The 19,392-nt window shown below is 63.6% G+C and carries 15 protein-coding genes and 1 pseudogene; 9 read left to right on the top strand and 7 right to left on the bottom strand.

All coding sequences use genetic code 11. The features are described 5' to 3' along the window. Positions 1–162: 162 nt before the first annotated feature. From CKW35_RS01855 to CKW35_RS01845, 3 genes and pseudogenes are all read left to right on the top strand, one after another. A pseudogene (locus CKW35_RS01855) lies at positions 163–324 on the top strand (PAAR domain-containing protein); the annotation flags it as partial. 330 nt (positions 325–654) lie between these two features. Further along, positions 655–1,065, top strand: a complete 411-nt coding sequence (locus CKW35_RS01850; RefSeq protein WP_016486117.1) for a histone-like nucleoid-structuring protein, MvaT/MvaU family — start codon at positions 655–657, stop codon at positions 1,063–1,065. Between the two features lie 323 nt (positions 1,066–1,388). Next, positions 1,389–2,678, top strand: a complete 1,290-nt coding sequence (locus tag CKW35_RS01845; RefSeq protein ID WP_371855216.1) for an MFS transporter — start codon at positions 1,389–1,391, stop codon at positions 2,676–2,678. Positions 2,679–3,521: 843 nt separating this feature from the next. Here the strand turns inward: CKW35_RS01845 and CKW35_RS01830 are convergent. The 3 genes from CKW35_RS01830 to CKW35_RS01820 all read right to left on the bottom strand — a co-directional run bounded on the left by CKW35_RS01830 (position 3,522) and on the right by CKW35_RS01820 (position 6,338). Further along, positions 3,522–4,337 (bottom strand): sugar phosphate isomerase/epimerase, encoded by an 816-nt coding sequence (locus tag CKW35_RS01830; RefSeq protein WP_016486115.1) that lies wholly within the window; start codon positions 4,335–4,337, stop codon positions 3,522–3,524. 31 nt (positions 4,338–4,368) lie between these two features. Next, positions 4,369–5,421 (bottom strand): Gfo/Idh/MocA family protein, encoded by a 1,053-nt coding sequence (locus CKW35_RS01825; RefSeq protein WP_016486114.1) that lies wholly within the window; start codon positions 5,419–5,421, stop codon positions 4,369–4,371. Between the two features lie 140 nt (positions 5,422–5,561). After that, positions 5,562–6,338 (bottom strand): IclR family transcriptional regulator, encoded by a 777-nt coding sequence (locus CKW35_RS01820; protein WP_016486113.1) that lies wholly within the window; start codon positions 6,336–6,338, stop codon positions 5,562–5,564. A gap of 194 nt (positions 6,339–6,532) precedes the next feature. On the opposite strand from CKW35_RS01820, the gene CKW35_RS01815 reads away from it, so the two are divergent. After that, the gene (locus CKW35_RS01815) at positions 6,533–8,245 is read left to right on the top strand and encodes an FAD-dependent oxidoreductase (protein ID WP_016486112.1); all 1,713 of its coding nucleotides are present in this window, start codon (positions 6,533–6,535) and stop codon (positions 8,243–8,245) included. A gap of 213 nt (positions 8,246–8,458) precedes the next feature. Here the strand turns inward: CKW35_RS01815 and CKW35_RS01810 are convergent, their stop codons facing one another. The 3 genes from CKW35_RS01810 to CKW35_RS01795 all read right to left on the bottom strand — a co-directional run bounded on the left by CKW35_RS01810 (position 8,459) and on the right by CKW35_RS01795 (position 12,416). Next, positions 8,459–9,952: an aldehyde dehydrogenase gene (locus tag CKW35_RS01810; RefSeq protein WP_095114880.1), complete on the bottom strand. Its 1,494-nt coding sequence runs from the start codon at positions 9,950–9,952 to the stop codon at positions 8,459–8,461. A 196-nt stretch (positions 9,953–10,148) separates the two neighbouring features. Beyond that, entirely contained in the window at positions 10,149–11,531 is a 1,383-nt protein-coding gene (locus CKW35_RS01800) for an aspartate aminotransferase family protein (RefSeq protein WP_016486110.1), read from the bottom strand. A gap of 42 nt (positions 11,532–11,573) precedes the next feature. After that, a complete protein-coding gene (locus CKW35_RS01795; RefSeq protein ID WP_095114878.1) occupies positions 11,574–12,416 on the bottom strand; it encodes a helix-turn-helix transcriptional regulator in 843 nt (280 codons plus the stop codon). A gap of 282 nt (positions 12,417–12,698) precedes the next feature. Here CKW35_RS01795 and CKW35_RS01790 point away from each other — a divergent pair, with 282 nt between their 5' ends. Both CKW35_RS01790 and CKW35_RS01785 read left to right on the top strand, forming a co-directional pair. Next, a complete protein-coding gene (locus tag CKW35_RS01790) occupies positions 12,699–14,081 on the top strand; it encodes an APC family permease (protein ID WP_060516325.1) in 1,383 nt (460 codons plus the stop codon). A gap of 118 nt (positions 14,082–14,199) precedes the next feature. Beyond that, positions 14,200–15,780 (top strand): aldehyde dehydrogenase (NADP(+)), encoded by a 1,581-nt coding sequence (locus tag CKW35_RS01785; protein ID WP_095114877.1) that lies wholly within the window; start codon positions 14,200–14,202, stop codon positions 15,778–15,780. Positions 15,781–15,811: 31 nt separating this feature from the next. Here the strand turns inward: CKW35_RS01785 and CKW35_RS01780 are convergent, their stop codons facing one another. Continuing rightward, positions 15,812–16,678 (bottom strand): LysR substrate-binding domain-containing protein, encoded by an 867-nt coding sequence (locus tag CKW35_RS01780; protein WP_016486106.1) that lies wholly within the window; start codon positions 16,676–16,678, stop codon positions 15,812–15,814. Between the two features lie 112 nt (positions 16,679–16,790). Between CKW35_RS01780 and phnD the strand changes: the two genes are divergently transcribed. Genes phnD through phnE form a run of 3 tightly spaced genes read left to right on the top strand, consistent with a single transcriptional unit; the run spans position 16,791 to position 19,272 of the window. Next, a complete protein-coding gene (phnD, locus tag CKW35_RS01775; RefSeq protein ID WP_082421969.1) occupies positions 16,791–17,660 on the top strand; it encodes a phosphonate ABC transporter substrate-binding protein in 870 nt (289 codons plus the stop codon). After that, positions 17,657–18,457 (top strand): phosphonate ABC transporter ATP-binding protein, encoded by an 801-nt coding sequence (gene phnC / locus CKW35_RS01770; protein ID WP_095114876.1) that lies wholly within the window; start codon positions 17,657–17,659, stop codon positions 18,455–18,457. The genes phnD and phnC overlap by 4 nt, the downstream gene beginning before the upstream one ends. Further along, positions 18,454–19,272: a phosphonate ABC transporter, permease protein PhnE gene (gene phnE / locus CKW35_RS01765; protein ID WP_016486103.1), complete on the top strand. Its 819-nt coding sequence runs from the start codon at positions 18,454–18,456 to the stop codon at positions 19,270–19,272. The genes phnC and phnE overlap by 4 nt, the downstream gene beginning before the upstream one ends. The last annotated feature ends 120 nt before the right edge of the window (positions 19,273–19,392 follow it).

Here is a 19,392-nt window from a genome sequence, read left to right as displayed (position 1 = left end):
GCCTGGCTTTGTACTCGGGATAAGCGAGTGGTCAGGAAGCTTGAGCACTCTCCGTGACGTTCAAGGAATGGACGTATTCCCAATCGCCCCGACCGGCCACATCGTAGGTGCTGGTTTGGTTCTGCATTTCGAGAACACGCTAGCCAACCAAAATAACATCTCAGGGCCGTCGCACGCGTGGGCGACCGCATCAGTTGTGGCGCAGTCATCGAAACCGGCGCTGCATGCACGATTATCGAGGGCCAACCCGCAGCGAGGGAGGGAGACACTACCAGCCACGGAGGGGCTCTGATCGAGGGGGACCAGGGTTGGCTCATTGATTGAAAGCAAAACCGGCACTGAGCCGAATGCGGTAAACCCCAGCGTTAAAACCAAACCTCTCCCTCGGTTTTGAAGCCGGTCAATCAATTGATTGGGCCGTTCTTCGGTCCAAATAACGAGGATGCGCTCACAGGCACAGTACCCCATGGTAATTGATGATATTATAATAGCCTCCAGCGTGGGAATATTCTTACACAGGGCACTTAGAACTAAACAGCCCACGCTCAACACAGCCCCATGGGTTATCAAGAAAAATCCATCAAATTATTTCACCGCTTGCATTTACGCCCGACAACCACTAACACTTATCTCATCGCCCGATGGAGATAAGCCATGTCCCGCCTCGCCGAATTCCGTGCCCTCGAACGACTGCTTACGGCAAAGCCCGAACTTTCCTTCATTAAAATCGACCCCAACCTCATCCGTGACTTCGAATTTGAAAGCAAACTCCACATGCTGCTTGCCGAATATCAATTCAATCTGTCCCATGTCCTGGCCATCATCGAGAGCGAATGCACGACCAACATTGACGAGGTCTATCAGCAATGCCGTCCTGTCGCACCGCCCCGACTTTATAGAGCCCGGCAAAGCAAATACTATATAAACCCACACACAGGGCAGGAAGTTGAAGCAAAGAGCACCCTGCACAAAACCGTGCGGTTGTGGATTCAGCAGTACGGCCGGGAGGAGGTCGAAAGCTGGGCAACTGCATGGTCTGTGAACACGCCCAAATCTGACCAGTAGCCCCCCTGACCCTGCCAGGCACGACCACCACAGCCTGTCCTTCCCTTCTGGACCTGCGCCCCATCAGGCAACCAGGTTGAAAGCCTTCTACCCTTTATTGGCGTGAATCCCTGCCGCGCCCGCAAGCCAACGCAACCGTTCGGTAACCGAACAGTAGCCCGTCTCTCGAATTGACGCTGCCGCCTTCACTGCTCACCATGCACCGGCCTTGCGTGCCCCCCCTGCCTGGGACTTGGTCACGTACCGTAGCACCGCAGCTGAATACAATTTCAAGAAACGAGCAGTTTATGAACCACACCAAGACCACCCCCGCCGCGCCCCGGATGCACCAGGGTTCGATTGGCGACAAGCTTCGCGGCGCCTTCGGCGTCGGCAAGACCCGCTGGGGCATGCTCGCCCTGGTGTTCTTCGCCACCACCCTGAACTACATCGACCGCGCCGCCCTTGGCATCATGCAGCCCGTGCTGGCCAAGGAGATGAGCTGGACGGCGATGGACTACGCCAACATCAACTTCTGGTTCCAGGTTGGCTATGCCATCGGCTTTCTGCTGCAGGGCCGGCTGATCGACAAGGTTGGCGTAAAACGCGCCTTCTTCTTCGCCGTGCTGCTGTGGAGCCTGGCCACCGGCGCCCATGGCCTGGCCACTTCAGCAGCCGGCTTCATGGTCTGCCGGTTCATCCTGGGCCTGACCGAGGCCGCCAACTACCCGGCCTGCGTGAAGACCGTGCGGTTGTGGTTCCCGGCGGGTGAGCGGGCGATCGCTACCGGCCTGTTCAACGCCGGCACCAACGTCGGCGCCATGGTCACGCCGGCCCTGCTGCCGCTGATCCTCGCTGTGTGGGGCTGGCAGGCCGCGTTTATCGCCATGGGCTGCCTGGGCCTGGTGTGGGTGGTGCTGTGGGTGTTGAAGTACTACAACCCTGAAGACCATCCCAGCGTGCGCCAGAGCGAGGTGCAGTACATCCAGCAGGATGACGAGCCAGAGCCGACCCGCGTGCCGTTCAGCCGTATTCTGCGCCTGCGCGGCACCTGGGCTTTTGCGGTGGCCTATGCGATTACGGCGCCGGTGTTCTGGTTCTACCTGTACTGGCTGCCGCCGTTTCTCAACCAGCAATACAGCCTGGGCATCAACGTGACCCAGATGGGCATCCCGCTGATCATCATCTGGCTGACGGCGGACTTCGGCAGCATCGGTGGCGGCATCCTGTCGTCCTGGCTGATTGGCCGAGGCGTGCGGGCCACCACCGCGCGACTGGTGTCGATGCTGATCTTTGCCTGCACCATGGTCAGCGTCGTCTTTGCCGCCAACGCCAGTGGCCTATGGGTCGCCGTGGCAGCCATTTCGCTGGCGGTAGGCGCCCACCAGGCGTGGACGGCAAATATCTGGAGCCTGGTGATGGACTACACACCCAAGCACCTGGTGAGCACGGTGTTCGGCTTCGGCAGCATGTGCGCGGCGATTGGCGGGATGTTCATGACGCAGATCGTCGGCAGCGTGCTGACCGCCACCAACAACAACTATGCCGTGTTGTTCACGATGATCCCGGCCATGTATTTCCTGGCGCTGGTGTGGATGTACTTCATGGCACCACGCAAGGTCGAGAGCGCCTGAGGGCGCTAGCCACTTACCTCTACGGGGCCCTTGCGGGCCCTTTTTTTTCGGTGATCACACGGAGAATGGCACCGGCTCCGCCGGTGTTCGCGGGGCAAGCCCGCTCCCACAGTGACCGCGCTAGCTCTCGGGTGTTGTGCAAGACAGTTGTCACCACAGGTACTGCATAAGCCTGAAGCCTGCTCGGTACCTGTGGAAGCGGGCGTGCCCGCGAAGAATCCAACACGGTGAATGGCACCGGCTCCGCCGGTTTTCGCGGGGCAAGCCCGCTCCCACCATGATCACGCTAGCTCTCAGGTGTTGTGCAAGACAGTTGTCACCACAAGTACTGCATATGCCTGAAGCCTGCGCGATTACCTGTGGGAGCGGGCGTGCCCGCGAAGAATCTAGCGCGGTGGATGGCACCGGCTTTGCCGGTGTTCGCGGGGCAAGCCCGCTCCCACAGTGATCGCGCTGGCGTTTAGGCGTTGTGCAAGACAGTTGTCCCCACAGGTACTGCATAAGCCTGAAGCCTGCGCGATTACCTGTGGGAGCGGGTTTACCCGCGAAGAATCCAACACGGTGAATGGCACCGGCTCCGCCGGTGTTCGCGGGGCAAGCCCGCTCCCACAATGATCGCGCTAGCTCTCAGGTGTTGTGCAAGACAGTTGTCCCCACAGGTACTGCATAAGCCTGAAGCCTGCGCGATTACCTGTGGGAGCGGGTTTACCCGCGAAGAATCCAACACGGTGAATGGCACCGGCTCCGCCGGTGTTCGCGGGTAAGCCCGGTCCCACTGTGATCGTGCAAACTTCATCGTGTGAGCAAGACGGTTGCTCCCGCAAAGCCACATTGCCGGTCGAATCAGGCTGTGGCCAATACCGCCATGGCTTTCTCCAGCGCCATACGCGCGCGCTGTTCGCCGCTGATGCCCTGCTCAAGCAACTGCCGAGTGGGGATTTCCAGGCTTAGCGGCACGGTTGGCGGCAAGCCGCGCAGCAAGCTGACCAGGTCGGCATCGCCGTCACCAGGGAAGCGCCGCTCGTTACGCGCCTGGCGCAGGATTTCGTCCATGTCGGCCGGTACCGGGCCGGCGACGTCGCACAGCTGGGCGTAGCGCATGCGCTGCGGCGCCAGTTGTGCCAGGTCGTCCAGCGAAGACCGGGAGCGATTGAAGTGGAAGGCATCCACCAGTACGCAGCCATTGCTGCGGTCGGCGTTGGCCACCACCCGCATGGCCTGGCTCAGGTCGCGCACATCAGTCCAGGGCATGAACTCCAGATGCGGGTAAATGCCATACCCCGCTGCCAGGTCACACAACGCGGCAAAGCGCTCGGTCAGACGGGCTTCATCCGGGTCGTTGCCAGCCACCAGCAGCTCTGTGCCACCCAGCTCGGCGCCTACCGCCAGAATAGGCTCGAAATCGGCCACGCAGGTTTCGGGCTTCAGGCGCAGTATCTCCAGGTCGAGCACCTTGATACCGGTGTCGCGCAGGCGCGCCTGGGTGTGCCGGCGCAGGTCGGCGTCGGCCACCAGCGGGAAATGCTGCTCCTGTTCGGTGGCCGGCACCAGGCGCAGGCCAACGTGGCTGTAACCGGCGCGGGCAGCTGCCTCGACCATGTCCGGCGGGGACAGTTCGAGGACCGTCAGGGCGGCGAGGGAGAAAATTCGATCAGTCATTGTTCGTCACCAAAAATAAGTCAAGGTCGGCTTAGGCAATCTGCTCGGGCGCACAGGCTCGGCCGCTTTGTGAGGCCTGGCGAATGGCTTCGACCAGCGCCAGGGTGCGGCCAGCGTCGGCAGCGTCGATCAGCGGCGCCTGCTCACCCCGGGCTACCCGCACGAAATGCTGCAACTGCAAGGTCAATGCCTCGCCGCCAGGAATGGTTTCTTCGCTCTGCAGCAGCGGCGTGTGCCAGCCCGCCCCCGCCTCGGCGTAGTGCCAGCGCTTGAGCTGGGGGATGCTGAGCGCCCCTTGGGTGCCGGCCAGCAGGTAGCATGGCTGGCCATCCTGGCGCGGGTACATCGGGCTTTCGCCAGAGTCCAGCTCCCAGCTCCAGGGCGCGGCTACCGCATCGGAGCCGGTGAGGCTGCCCAGCGCACCGTTGGCGAACTGCAAAAGCACCGCCGCGCTGTCTTCGTTGGCAAAACCGCGTACGTCGTTACGGGTGAATGCCTGCACCTGCACCACCTCGCCGCACAGATGGCGCAGCAGGTCGAGGTCATGGATCAGGTTGGTCAGCAAGAAGCCAGCCCCCGGCTCGCGACGCCATGGGGTGTCGAAGTAGCTGTCAGGTTTTTGCAGCTGCCACAGTGCGGTGACGTTGATCAGCCGGCCCAGCTTGCCGTCTGCAATCACCTGGTGCGCCTTGGCGATCAGTGGATTGTGCCGCCGGTGATGGCCAACCAGCACCGGTACACCCCGGCTGCGCGATGCCTCTACCAACGCACGGACTTCATCCAGGTGCACACCCACCGGTTTCTCGACCAGCACTGGCACGCCAGCCTCGATGCAATCCAGCGCGGTCGCCACATGCAGGTTGTTCGGGTTGGCAACGATCACTGCCTCGGGGCGCACACGCTCCAACATCTGTCGGTGGTCGGCAAAACAGGGCACACCCCATTCGGCGGCAAAAACTTCGGCCTGCGGACCGGGGTCGGCTATCGCACACAGTTGGGCTTGCGGCACATTACGCAAGTGCTGGTAGTGCTGGCGGCCCATGATGCCGGCGCCGATCAGGGCAATACGAAGGGGTGCGTTCAACAGCCTGTCCTCTTGTGATTGTTGTTGTGCTGATTCTGAAACCAGATTCCAGAATCAGTACTCGACAATTTAGAACCATGTTCAGTTTTTCAAAAGAACCGGCAGAACAGACTGTGCGGTAATCGACCAGTAATGTGCCTTCAGGCGAATAATTCGCTTGCCCGGCTAGCAGCGGACAGCTCTTGCGCCGCCGCCAGCAACAGTGGCGCCAGTTCTGCCAGGCGGCTTTGCGCCATCCGTGCGCTGGGGCCGGCAATGCTTAATACGCCGATCACCTCGTCAGTTTGCGGGCGACGCACCACCGCCGCCAAGGCCGAGGTCCCGACGGCCGAGGTTTCCTCCACCCAGGCATATCCCAGCTCCCGGGCACGGTGCAGGTAGGCGAGCAGCGCGTCGGTGGAGCGTGGCGCGTTCGGGCCGAACTGTGAAGGGTCGGCAATGCCCTGGCGCAACACCATCTGCAGCGCCTGCTCATCGTCCAGGCTGGCCAGCCAGGCGTGCCCGGAGGCGGTGTAGAACAGCGGCGCATCGCGGCCCATGTCCGGGTCGTAGCGCAGCCCGGAGCGGGCGCCTTGGGACTTGGCGATCCAGGTCTGCCGGGCACCGTCGATCACCCCAAGGCGCACCAGCTCACCGCTGTCCTGGGCCAGGCGGTCGAGAATCGGCTGGATGATGTCGGCGCCGTTGCTGGACAGGTAACGAAACCCAAGCGCCACCAGCTTTGCCGTTAACTGGTAGCGGCTGTTGTCGCGGTTCTGCCGCACATAGCCCAGCCGCACCAGCTCGGTGAGCATGCGGTGGGCTGCGCTCTTGGGAATGTCCAGGCGCTCGGCCAGGGTTTGCAATGGCAGCCCCTGAGGTTCACCGGTAAGGCTTTCTACAAGACTGAAGGCGCGTTCGATCTGACTACCAGCCATGACACAGGTCCCTGAATTTTTTGCGGATTCTAGAAGATGATTCCACATCAGCGGTAGAGGGCGCAGCCAGGACGCGGTGAAATGTCCGGTTATCGCCCAGTAGTTGCCTTACCAAGCGGCTATGCCCTTGCAGGCACAGGCGCTGCGGACAAAAATATGGAACCTTGTTCTAATAACAAAACAGGAACGCCGCAATGCCTTCTGCTGCTCTTGATACCGAATACGATGTACTGGTCATAGGCTCCGGCGCCGCCGGGCTGGCTGCGGCCGTGACGGCTGCGTGGCATGGGCAGAAGGTGATTGTGCTAGAGAAGGAGCCCGTGTTTGGCGGTGCCACCGCCTGGTCTGGCGGCTGGGCATGGGTGCCACGCAACCCCTTGGCACAGCGGGCGGGCATTGTGGAAGACATCGAGCAGCCACGCACCTACCTGCGCAATGAGCTGGGGGCGTATTACAACGCCGAGCGCGTGGATGCCTTCCTCGAGGCCTGCCCGCATATGGTGGCGTTCTTCGAGAAGCACACAGCCCTGCAGTTTGCCGACGGCAACGGTATTCCGGACATGCATGGCGACACGCCAGGTGCCGCCCAGGGCGGGCACCAGGTGATCGCTGCGCCGTACGATGCCCGCCAGGTTGGCGCCTTGCTGCCACGCCTGCGCAAGACCCTTCGCGAAACCTCGTTCATGGGCATGCCGATCATGGCCGGCGCCGACCTTGCCGCCTTCCTCAACATGACCCGGTCGCCCAAGGCCTTGCTGCACGTGTGCAAACGTTTTGGCCGGCACCTGTATCACCTGGCCCGGTATGGCCGGGCGATGCACCTGGTCAATGGTGTGGCGCTGGTGGCGCGCCTGGCCAAGTCGGCACAAGACCTGGGCGTGCACCTGCAGGAATCGGCGCCGGCCAAACGCCTGCTGGTCGAAGATGGCCAGGTGCGAGGGGTGCTGGTGAGCACACCGAAAGGTGATCGGCAGATCCGGGCCAGGGCCGTGGTACTCGCGGCAGGTGGCTTCCCCAACGACAACGTCCGGCGCCGGCAGCTTTTCCCGCGTGATGCCAGCGGCTACGACAACCTCGCCCTGCCGCCACAGGGTTGTTCCGGTGACGGGCTGCGCCTGGGTGAGTCGGCCGGTGGCGTGGTCGCCACCGACCTCAAATCGCCTGTGGCCTGGGCACCGGTTTCGCAAGTGCCGCACCGCGATGGCAGCGTCGGCCACTTCCCGCACATCATCGAGCGCGGCAAGCCCGGCATCATAGGCGTGTTGGCCAACGGCAAGCGTTTTGTCAATGAAGCGCATGGCTATTACGACTATGTGTCTGCCATGGTCGCAGCGGTGCCGCCGGATGAGGAAGTGTGCTCATGGCTGGTCTGCGACCATCGCTTCTTGCGCCGCTATGGCCTGGGCCATGCCCGCCCGGCACCGCTGCCGGTATGGCCGCATGTGCGCAATGGCTACCTCAAACGTGGCGCCACGCTGGAACAACTTGCCCAGGCCTGTGGCATCGACCCGTCCGGGTTACGCGCCACGGTGGATGACTTCAACACCCATGCCCGCAAAGGCCAGGACCCGGCATTTGGCCGTGGCTCTACACCGTTCAACCGCAAACAGGGCGACCCGCTGTACAAAGGGCCCAACCCTTGTGTAGCGCCCATCGAGCATGGTCCGTTCTATGCGGTGAAGGTGAAGCCTGGCTGCTTTGGCACCTTTGCCGGGCTGCGCACCGATGGCAGTGCCCGCGTGCTGGATGAGGCCGGGCAGCCGATCCCGGGGCTGTATGCGGCGGGTACAGACATGGCCAGCGTGTTTGGTGGCTGGTACCCGTCGGGTGGCATCAACCTGGGCCCGGCGCTTACCTTTGGTTATGTGGCCGGACGGCACATTGCCGGGGTGCAAGGGTACGAGTGAGGTACGCCGAAAGGTTTGCAGCGTTTGCAAGATCGAGCGCCGCGCGGGCGGCGCTCGATCTCACAGGCGCTGAAACTGCTGCGGCGGACATAACTGTCAGCCTGATCTGATTTTTTGTCGCCCGATGCTTGCATCAGGTGGCAGGCATTCCTGCGCTCGAAGTTGTCGGCAATCGCCATCACCCGTTCGGCAATGCCGGGTGCTCTGCGAACCTCAGCCGCGCAACTGGTACCAGGTAGTCTTTAGCTGCGAATACTTGTCGAACGAATGCAGCGACAGGTCGCGCCCGAACCCCGACTGCTTGCCACCGCCGAAGGGCACCGTCACATCCAGCGCATCGACCGTGTTCACCGACACGGTGCCGGCTTTCAACGCCCTCGCTACCCGGTGCACCTGGTTGAAGTCATCGCTCCACACCGATGCCGCCAGCCCATAGATGCTGTCGTTGGCCAGGCGCACCGCTTCTTCTTCCGTGTCGAAGGCGCTGACTGCCAGCACTGGCCCGAACACTTCCTCCTGCGCCAGGCTGATGCGGGCATCCACACCAGCAAAAATGGTCGGCTCGATGTAGTTGTCAGAGCCTTCGATGCTCAGGCGCCGACCGCCACACACCAACCGTGCGCCCTCTTGCCCGGCGCGCGCAATGGCGGCTTCGATGCGGCCGGTTTGTTCGGCATCGACAATGGCACCAGCACGGCTCGCCGGGTCCAGCGGGTTGCCGGGCAACCACTGGCGGGCTTTGGCTTGCAGGCGCTCGACAAATTCGTCATGGATGGAGCGCTGCACGTACAGCCGTGAGTTGGCCGAACACACCTCGCCCTGGTTGAAGAAAATACCGAATGCGGCCTTTTCCGCCGCCAGGTCCAGGTCCTGGCAGTTTTCGAACACCAGGTTGGGGCTCTTGCCGCCGCACTCCAGCCACACCTGCTTGAGGTTGGACTGCGCCGAGTACTGCATGAAGTACTTGCCCACCTGGGTGGAACCGGTGAACACCAGGCAGTCCACATCCGGGTGCAGGCCCAGCGCCTGCCCGGCCTGCTCGCCCAGGCCCGGCACCACGTTCAGCACCCCTTCCGGCACGCCGGCTTCCAGCGCCAGCTGGGCCAGGCGCAGCGCCGAGAATGGTGATTGTTCGGCAGGTTTGAGCACCACGCTGTTGCCAGCTGCCAGCGCCGGAGCAAGCTTCCAGGCGGCCATGTCGAGCGGGAAGTTCCATGGCACCACGGCGGCAACCACGCCGAGTGCTTCCCGGGTGATGGTGGCGAGTGCATTGGGCGCAGTGGGTGCCACCTGATCGTAGAGCTTGTCCAGTGCCTCGCCGTACCAGGCAAACACATGGGCCGAGCCCGGCACGTCGATGTTGTAGGCGTCCATCACCGGCTTGCCCATGTTCAGCGAGTCCAGCAACGCCAGTTCTTCGCGATGGGCCATGATCAGCTCGGCCAGGCGCAGCAGCACCTTCTTGCGCTCGCCGGGGGCCATGCGCGGCCAGGGGCCATGTTCGAACGCGCGCCGGGCGCTGGCCACTGCAAGATCGACCTCGGCCTGGCCGCAGGCGGCGACCTGGGCCAGTACGGTGTTGGTGGCGGGGTTGATGGCGGCGAAGGTGTTGCGATCCTGTGCGTCGACGGGTTTGCCATTGATCAGCGCTTTGGATGGCAGGTAGAGGTCAGAGGCACGTTGTTGCCAGCATTCGAGGGTGTGCATTTGTACTCCAGGCGACCGCAGTGGCGATCATTTTGCGGAAGTAACAGGTACCGCACAGTCCGCAAGCGCGCCGTGCTCCCCCTTGTGGGAGCGGGCGTGCCCGCGAATCAGGCGACACGGAGGATGGCACCGGCTTGGCCGGTGTTCGCGGGCATGCCAGCTCCCACAGGGGAAACCAGTTGCCCTTGGCAACGGCTTAGAGCTTGCCAACCAACCGAGCGGTGCGGTCCACGGCAATGCGGGTTTTCTCCACCAGCTCATCCAGCTCGCTGTGGTTGGCGATCAGGGCCGGCGCCATGATCATCCGGCCCAAGGTTGAGCGAATGATCACCCCCTCCTCGAAACCAAAGGTGCGACATTGCCAGGCCAGGTCATTCTCGTTGGCAAAGCGTTTGCGCGTCGGTTTGTGCTCGGCGAATTGCAACGCCGCCACCAAGCCGGCGCCCTGTACCTGGCCAATCAATGGATGGTCGGCGAACACTTCGCGCAGGATGCGCTGCAGGTACGGCCCGGTGTCATCCTTCACCTGGGCCACGATACCTTCGTCGCGCAGCGCCTTCAGGTTGGCAATCGCCACCGCCGCCGCCACCGGGTGGCCGGAATAGGTCAGGCCGTGGGCAAACACCCCGCCGCGTTCCACCAGTGCCTCGGCAATGCGCTTGCTCAGCACCAGGCCACCCATCGGCACATAGCCGCTGGTCAGGCCCTTGGCAATCGACAGGGTGTCGGGCTCGAAGCCGAAGTATTCGTGAGCGAACCACTCCCCGGTGCGGCCAAAGCCGCCAATCACCTCATCGGCGCACAACAGCACATCGTACTGGCGGCAGATGCGCTGGATTTCCGGCCAGTAGCTTTCCGGCGGGAAAATCATGCCGCCTGCGCCCTGGAACGGCTCGGCGATAAAGCCGGCGACATTCTCGGCCCCCAGTTCCAGGATCTTTTCTTCCAGCTGCAAGGCACAGCGGCGGCCGAACTCGGAAGGGGTCAGCTCGCCACCCTCTGCGTACCAGTACGGCTCATCGATGTGCGCAACATCCGGGATCAGCCCGCCCATTTCGTGCATGAACTTCATGCCGCCCAGCGCCGTAGCCGCCAGGGTCGAGCCGTGGTAACCGTTCCAGCGGCCGATCATGACCTTCTTGTTCGGCTGGCCGACCACCTGCCAATAGCGGCGCACCGTGCGGATCAGCACTTCGTTGGCCTCGGAGCCGGAGTTGGTGTAAATGGCGTGGCTGTAGTGCCCGGGCAGCAGGCTGAACAGCAGCTCGGACAGTTCGATCACCGCCGGGTGGGTGGTGTGGAAGAACATGTTGTAGTAGGCCAGCTGGTCCATCTGCGTGGCCGCGGCGACAGTCAGGTCGCGACGGCCATAGCCGAGCTGGGTGCACCACAGGCCAGACATGCCATCCAGGTAGCGCTTGCCCTCGCTGTCCCACAGGTGCAGGCGTTCGCCACCGACGATCACCCGCGGCCCTTCGGCATTCAGCGCTTTCTGGTCGAGGAAGGCATGGATATGGTGCGCGGCATCGGCTGCCTGGTAGTCGCGGGTCTGGCGTTGCGGGGCGAAAGGCGCATTCATTGTTGGTTTTCCTTTGCGGTGGGGTTGCAGGGTGGCTGGCGCTCAGCGCAGCTTGCCCATGTAGCTTTCCAGCGGGTCCTTGCCCAGCACGCCCTGGGCATTGGCCAGCGCGTCGATGAACAGGGAGAACAGCTCGGACTGGGTGCCGATGTCGAGCTTGGCGTAGACGTTCTTGCGGTGCGACTTGATGGTGTCTTCCGACACCCCCAGGCGCTCGGCCAGCGACCTGGTCGAGTGGCCACGCAGGATCAGCTGGGCGATACGGCATTCACGCTCGGTCAGCAGCGAGCTGCCGAAGTTGTTCAGCGCGGCGTGGATGCGTTGTTCGAGGATGTTCTCGAAGCGCCCGGTACGGCTGTCCAGGCCGGCGAAGTGCTTGCTCAGCACCGCCAGCACCCAGGGCGTGATACGCCCGAACAGCTCGCGGGTGTGCGCATCCAGCTTGTCGGTAAACGCCAGCGACACCGCCAGGCTCTGCCCCGGCGCGATCTGCAAGATGTAGTTGAGCTCATCCTCCAGGTGCGAGTGGCGGTAGAACGACTGGTAGTACTCGCTGACCTCGAAATGGTCGGGTGCCACTTCGAACAACCCATAGCACCCCGACGCTACCTGCTCCACACAGGCACCGTAGAACGGGTCGAGCAAGTAAAAGCCAGACAAGTAGCGGCTGACATTGCCCTCGGGCTGCCAGGGTGCCTTGTCGTCCTGCTCGAACAGCGCACAAGGCATGCCGTCGTGCGGGTACAGGTACACCGTGGTCGCCTGGATCGGCCGGATCACGCCAAGTGCGGCAAACAGGTTGGCGGCAAAGCCCGGCCGGCCGATTGCCTCGGTGACCTTGGCCAGGTGCTCGAACCACTGTTCTGAAAGCAATTGATTAGTCACTGTGGGCCTGCCGTTCCTATTCAGTGACACCGCCGCCAGTGCGGTGCGTTGTTGACCAGATACTCCCACGCCACCGCCGCCGCCGAAATCACCCTTTGGGGTGAGCCGGGCAAGGGCTGTTCCCGCTCACCCCAAAGGGTGATTCCGGGTACCTGCAGGGTGTGGGAGCATCAACCCGCCCCAGCGCTGCGAGCCTTCCGCTCGACCTCCTTGCACTTCACCCACCGGTAACGAGCCTGCTCGCGTACTGCGGTGTCCTGCATCCTTTTCCAGGAGTTAGCAATGCATACAACAACAAGTACAGCCCATAGCCCCGCCCATGACACCGCCGCGCACCCCGGCGCCAATACCGGCCGTTTCCGCAAGTCCATGGGGCTGACTGCCCTGGTACTGTTCGGCCTGGCCTACATGGTGCCCCTGGCCGTATTCACCACGTACGGGCTGGTCACCCAGATGACCAAAGGGCACCTGCCCACCGCCTACCTGCTCACCCTTGCCGCCATGCTGCTGACCGCCTACAGCTATGGCCGCATGGTCCAGGCCCACCCCTACTCCGGCTCGGTCTACACCTACACGCGCAAGGCCTTCGGCAGCCATATCGGCTTCATTACCGGCTGGACACTGCTGCTCGACTATATATTCCTGCCGCTGCTCAGCTACCTGCTGATCGGCATCTACATGTCGGAGTACTTTCCGGCCATCCACGCCTGGGTGTGGGTGGCAGGCTCCATCGCCCTGGTCACTTTCCTCAACCTGATCGGCATCGAGTCCATCACCCGGGTGAACTGGATCCTGGTGGTCATGCAACTGGTGTTCATCATTGTGTTTGTTGCCCTGTCCATTCTGAAGCTCAGCGGACAGGCGGAGCCGGTATCGCTGCTGGCGCCCTTCCACCACGAAGGCTTCAGCGCGCCGCTGATCATGACCGGCGCCGCGGTGCTGTGCCTGTCTTTCCTGGGGTTCGACGCCGTCTCGACCATGGCCGAAGAAACGACCAACCCGACCTACCGCATACCGGTGGCGATCCTGGCCGTTTCGCTGATCGGTGGCTTGCTGTTCCTGGTGGTGTCGTACTGCGCGCAGATGGTGTTCCCAGACTGGGGCAGCTTCGTTGACCCGGATTCGGCCTCTGTGGATGTGATGCGCCGTGTCGGCGGCGAACTGCTGGTAACCGCCTTCACTGCCACCTACGTGGCCGGCTGCTTCGCCTCGGCCATGGTGTCCCAGGCCAGCGTGTCACGCGTGCTGTTCGCCATGGGCCGCGACGGCGCATTGCCGCGGGCGTTCGGCCAACTGATGACGAAAAAGCGCGTGCCGGCCACCGCCATCCTGGTGGTCAGCCTGCTGTCGCTGATCGCCTTGGTGATCACCCTCGACACCGTGGCCAACATGATCAGCTTTGGCGCGCTGTTCGCCTTCTCGGCGGTGAACCTGGCGGTGGTCAAGCACTATCTGGTCGACCAGAAACTGCGCGGTGGCCGCAACTACCTGCTATATGGTGCCATTCCTGGTCTGGGCTTTCTCAGCACGCTGTGGCTGTGGAGCAGCCTGACCAGCCTGTCGTTCACTATCGGCCTGTGCTGGATGGGCATGGGCCTGGTGGTGCTGATGGGGCTGACTCGCGCGTTCCGGGTGAAGCTGCCGGAGTTGCAGATGGCGGAGTGACGCAAAACTCGGGGTGATAACTGGTCGTTATCACCCGATCCGCATTAATCATTATTCAGCCCCCCGTTCGCGCCCTACAGTCTCAGCGCAAAGACTGTCATTGCCAACGGGAAACGAAATGTCCTTCGAACATCGCCTGAACCATATCGCCGGCCAACTCAGCGGCAACGGTGACGTACTGCTGAACAGCGTCGACGCCCGCACCGGTGAGCCGCTGCCATACGCCTTCCACCAGGCGACCGGCGACGAAGTAGAGGCCGCCGTGCAGGCCGCCGAGGCCGCCTACCCGGCTTACCGCAGCACCAGCCCGGCCCAGCGTTCCGCCTTCCTCGACGCCATTGCCAACGAGCTGGACGCACTGGGTGACGATTTCATCCAGCATGTGATGCGCGAAACCGCGCTGCCCGAAGCCCGCATCCGTGGCGAACGCAGCCGCACCAGCAACCAGCTGCGGCTGTTTGCCGAGGTGGTTCGCCGTGGCGATTTCTACGCCGCACGCATCGACCGTGCCCTGCCCCAGCGTACCCCGCTGCCGCGCCCGGACTTGCGCCAGTACCGAATCGGCGTGGGCCCGGTGGCCGTGTTCGGCGCTAGCAACTTCCCGCTGGCGTTCTCCACCGCTGGCGGTGACACCGCCTCGGCGCTGGCCGCTGGCTGCCCGGTGGTATTCAAGGCACACAGCGGGCACATGCTCACTGCCGCCCATGTGGCTGCCGCCATTGACCGCGCAGTAGCCAGCAGCGGCGTGCCGGCAGGCGTGTTCAACCTGATCTACGGTGCCGGTGTGGGCGAGGCGCTGGTCAAGCACCCGGCCATTCAGGCGGTCGGTTTTACCGGCTCGCTGCGCGGTGGCCGCGCCCTGTGCGACATGGCGGCAGCACGCCCGCAGCCAATTCCGGTGTTTGCCGAAATGAGCAGCATCAACCCGGTGATCGTACTGCCCCAGGCGCTGCAAGCCCGTGGCGAGCAAGTAGCCGGCGAACTGGCCGCCTCGGTGGTGATGGGCTGCGGGCAGTTCTGCACCAACCCAGGCCTGGTGGTGGGCATCCGGTCGCCGCAGTTCGAGCATTTCGTGCAAACGCTGGCTGCACGCATGGCCGACCAAGGCCCGCAGACCATGCTCAACGCCGGCACCCTGCGCAGCTACCAGAGCGGTGTACAGCATCTGCTGGCGCACCCGGGTATCCAGCACCTGGCCGGGCAGCCACACACCGGCAACCAGGCCCAGCCGCAGCTGTTCAAGGCAGACGTAAGCCTGCTGCTGAACGGCGACCCGCTGCTGCAGGAAGAAGTGTTCGGCCCCACCACCGTAGTGGTGGAGGTCGCCGATGCCAAGCAACTGGCCGAAGCGCTGAACCACCTGCAGGGCCAGCTGACCGCCACCCTGATTGCCGAGCCTGACGACCTGGCGGCCTATGCCTCGCTGGTGCCGCTGCTGGAGCGCAAGGCCGGGCGCCTGCTGCTCAACGGCTACCCGACCGGGGTGGAGGTGTCGGATGCGATGGTGCATGGCGGGCCTTACCCGGCCACCTCCGACGCACGCGGCACCTCGGTCGGTACCTTGGCCATCGACCGCTTCCTGCGCCCGGTGTGCTTCCAGAACTACCCCGATGCACTGCTGCCGGATGCGTTGAAAAACGGTAACCCGCTGGGGATTGCGCGCTTGCTCGATGGCGTGAACAGCCGCGACGCGGTGTGACACGGCGGATGCTGAGCAGGCACGGTGCAACCTAGCCGTGCCAGGCTTGCAGGCAACGCTGAAACGACGCAATGACCTGGCTGCACTGCCGATCCGCCAGGCAATACAGGTAAGTCTCTGTGTACACCGGGTCGTGCGCAATGCGGATCACCTTCAAGCGCGGGTCGGCAATGTATTCCGCCTCGGACACCGCACCAATGCCGATGCCACGGATCACCGCCTCGCGCAGCGCCTCGCGGCTGCCGATTTCCATGGCGATGCGCGGTGTTACCTGCGCCGCTTCCAGCGCGTTGTCCAGCGCCAGCCGCGTAGTCGAACCCTGCTCACGGCGCAGCAACGGCTGCCCCTGCAGCGCTTGCAGCGGCACCTGATCGTGGCGGGCGAAGGGGTGATCGGCGCGGGCGAACAGGATGACCGGGTGCCTGGCATAACGTTGTGCGACAAACGCCGGGTCATGGTGCAGCCCCGCCAACACACCGATATCGGTCACATAGCCCTGCAGGTCGGCCAGCACTGACGCAGAGTTGCCCACGCGGATGGACACGTCGATCTGTGGGTACGCCTGCCGGTAGCGGTCGACCATTTCGATCACATGAAACGGCCCCACTGCACCGATCTTCAGCTCACCCCGGTTGAGCTGGCCACTGTCGCGCAGCAGGCTGGTCGCCTCGGCTTCGAGCATCGACATCTGCTGGGCAATGGGCAGCAAGGCACGGCCAACTGCGGTCAGCTCGATGCGCCGACCGCGGCGGTGGAACAACTCGACATCAAATTCGCGTTCCAGCCCCTGGATCTGGTTGGTCGCGGTCGGCTGGCTGAGGCCGATGGCCCTGGCCCCAGCGCTGAAGCTGGCGTGCCGGGCCACGGCAAGAAAGGTGCGCAGGCGAGCGGTAGACATCCATAGATCCTTTGAATGGTTGGCTGGCCAAACGCATATTGAATTGATGCTGTGACTGTCACATGACAGCCCTAACGTTGGCGCTACCGACAACAACCACTCCGGTACTGCCATGACGCCCTTCCCGAAACTGTTGCGCTGTGCCCGCCTCGCCCTGCTGCCACTGCTGCTCGCCCCCGCCGTGCAGGCGCAGCAGGTGCTGACCGTCGGCCTGATCCCGTCGGAAGACTCCCAGGCCATGATCAAGAGCAGCCAGCAGGTGCTCGACCAGTTGCAGGCGCGCCTGGGCATGCCGGTCAAGCCATTCGTCGCGACTGACTACAACGGGGTGATCGAAGCCCTGCGCGCCGGCAAGCTGGACGTGGCCTATCTCGGCCCGTTTTCCTACGTACTGGCCAACCAGGTCGCGGGGGCCGAAGCCTTTGCCGTGGCGGTGACCAAAAAGACCGCCAGCAGCGCCTACCACAGCCTGATCATCGCCCGCCGGGACAGCGGCATTCGTACGCTCGACGACCTCAAGGGCCACACCTTCGCCTTCGTCGACCCCAGCTCGGCCTCCGGCCACCTGTTCCCCAAGGCCGGCCTGGAGCACGCTGGCCATGATCCGAAAACCCTGTTCTCACGGGTGATCTTCTCCGGCTCGCACGATGCCAGCATTCTCGCCGTGGCAAACCGCAAAGTTGATGCGGCGGCCGTGGCCGACCGTATCCTGGCCGGGGCTGTGAACAACGGGCAGGTTCAGCAACAGGACTTCCAGGTGGTGTGGACCTCACCGGACATTCCCGAGTCACCGATGGTCTGGCGCAACAACCTCGACCCCGAACTGCAGGCCAAACTGCGCACCGCCTTTGCCGGGATCAAGGACGTGCCATGGGGCGACCAAGGCATGCTCAATGGCTTCCAGCCGACCACTGACGCGGCCTACAACGTGGTTCGTGACACCGCCAAAGTGCTCGACCTCGACCTGCGGAGCCTGAAATGATCCGCATCCGCCAGCTGACCAAGGGCTACGCCGACAACCCGGTACTGCGCGGCATCGATCTGGATGTTCAGGCCGGTGAATTCGTGGTGATCCTCGGCCAGTCCGGCGCCGGCAAGTCGACCCTGCTGCGCTGCATGAACCGGCTGGCCCAGGCCGACACCGGGGAGCTGCAAGTGGCCGGGGTAAACGCCATGCGTGCAGCCGACCAACGCGCGCTGCGCCGGCAGGTCGCGATGATCTTCCAGCATCACAACGTGGTGCCGCGGCTGTCGGTGCTCAAGAACGTGCTGACCGGCCGTCTTGGCCACTGCAGCACCCTCGCCTCGCTGTTGCAGCTGTTCCGCCGTGACGACGTGACACTGGTCCTTGATTGCCTGCGCCGGGTCGAGCTTGAGCACAAGGCCGGGTCGCGCACCGATGCGCTGTCTGGCGGGCAGATGCAGCGGGTGGGTATCGCCCGTGCGCTCGCCCAGCGACCACAGGTGATTTTGGCCGACGAACCGGTGGCCAGCCTCGACCCGAACACCGCACATGTGGTGATGCAGTACCTGCGCGAAACCAGCCGCACGCTCGGCATTACCGTGGTGTGCAACCTGCACCAGGTGGAACTGGCGCGGGCATTCGCCGACCGCATCGTCGGCCTGGCCAACGGGCGCCTGGTATTCGACGGCCAACCCGGTCAGTTGGACGAAGCCGCACTGCAGCACATCTATCACACCCCATCAGCCAATGAGTCTGCGCAGGCAATGGCTGCACCACGGCCAATGCTGGCCACGGGCACAGGAGCCTCGGCATGAACACGCAGAGCCATCAATGGCTGGTCAACACACCCACTCGCGCCCGTGGCTGGCTGGGCACTGGCGCGCTGTTAGTGGCGATCGTCCTGGTGCTGCAGTGGAGCGCTGAAGGGGCACAGCTAAGCTGGGGCGAGCTGGCCAACGGGCTGCCACAGATCGGGGATTTCCTTGGCCGCTCGCTGCCGCCAGACCTGAGCATAATGCCCAGTCTGTGGCGCCCGGCCCTGGAAACCCTGCAGATCGCGCTGTGGGGCACCCTGCTGGGGATCGTGCTCGCCGTGCCGCTGGGCTTTCTGGCCGCGCGTAACCTGCATGGCAACCGCTGGCTGTACCAGGGCACCCGGCAGCTGCTGAACGTGATTCGCAGCATCAACGAGCTGATCCTGGCCCTGGTGTTTGTCTCGGCGGTAGGCCTGGGGCCCTTTCCTGGCGTGCTGGCCCTGGCGCTGCATGGTGTGGGCATGCTCGGCAAGTTCTTTGCCGAAAGCATCGAGGAAATCGACCAAGGGCCCATTGAAGCGCTACAGGCCACCGGTGCGCGGCCACTGCAGGTGATCGCCTTTGGCGTGCTGCCGCAAGTGATCACCGCCTGGATCGCCGTGGTGCTGTATCGCTTCGAGGTGAACCTGCGTTCGGCTACGGTGCTGGGCATGGTCGGTGCCGGTGGCCTGGGCTTCGAACTGGTCAGCAGCCTGAAGCTGTTCAAGTACCAGGAAACCGCCACTTGCATCTTGGTCATCACCCTGATGGTGGTGCTCGCCGATCTGCTCTCCAACCGCCTGCGGCACGCCATTCAGGGCAACGCCCGCCACTGACGCGTCGCCCAACCACCCCTTGCCGCGTGCGCCCGGTTGGCGCGCGACGGGCAGACCATGCCTGGAGTTCAAGCCCATGCCCCTTGCACCAGCTATCGGCTCAACCGATAGCCCCCTGCA

The sequence above is a fragment of the Pseudomonas sp. Irchel 3F3 genome (assembly GCF_900187545.1).
Classification (GTDB): domain Bacteria; phylum Pseudomonadota; class Gammaproteobacteria; order Pseudomonadales; family Pseudomonadaceae; genus Aquipseudomonas; species Aquipseudomonas fortuita.
Note: the sequence above shows the minus strand (reverse complement) of the source record. Positions and strands in the feature narration are given on the sequence as shown.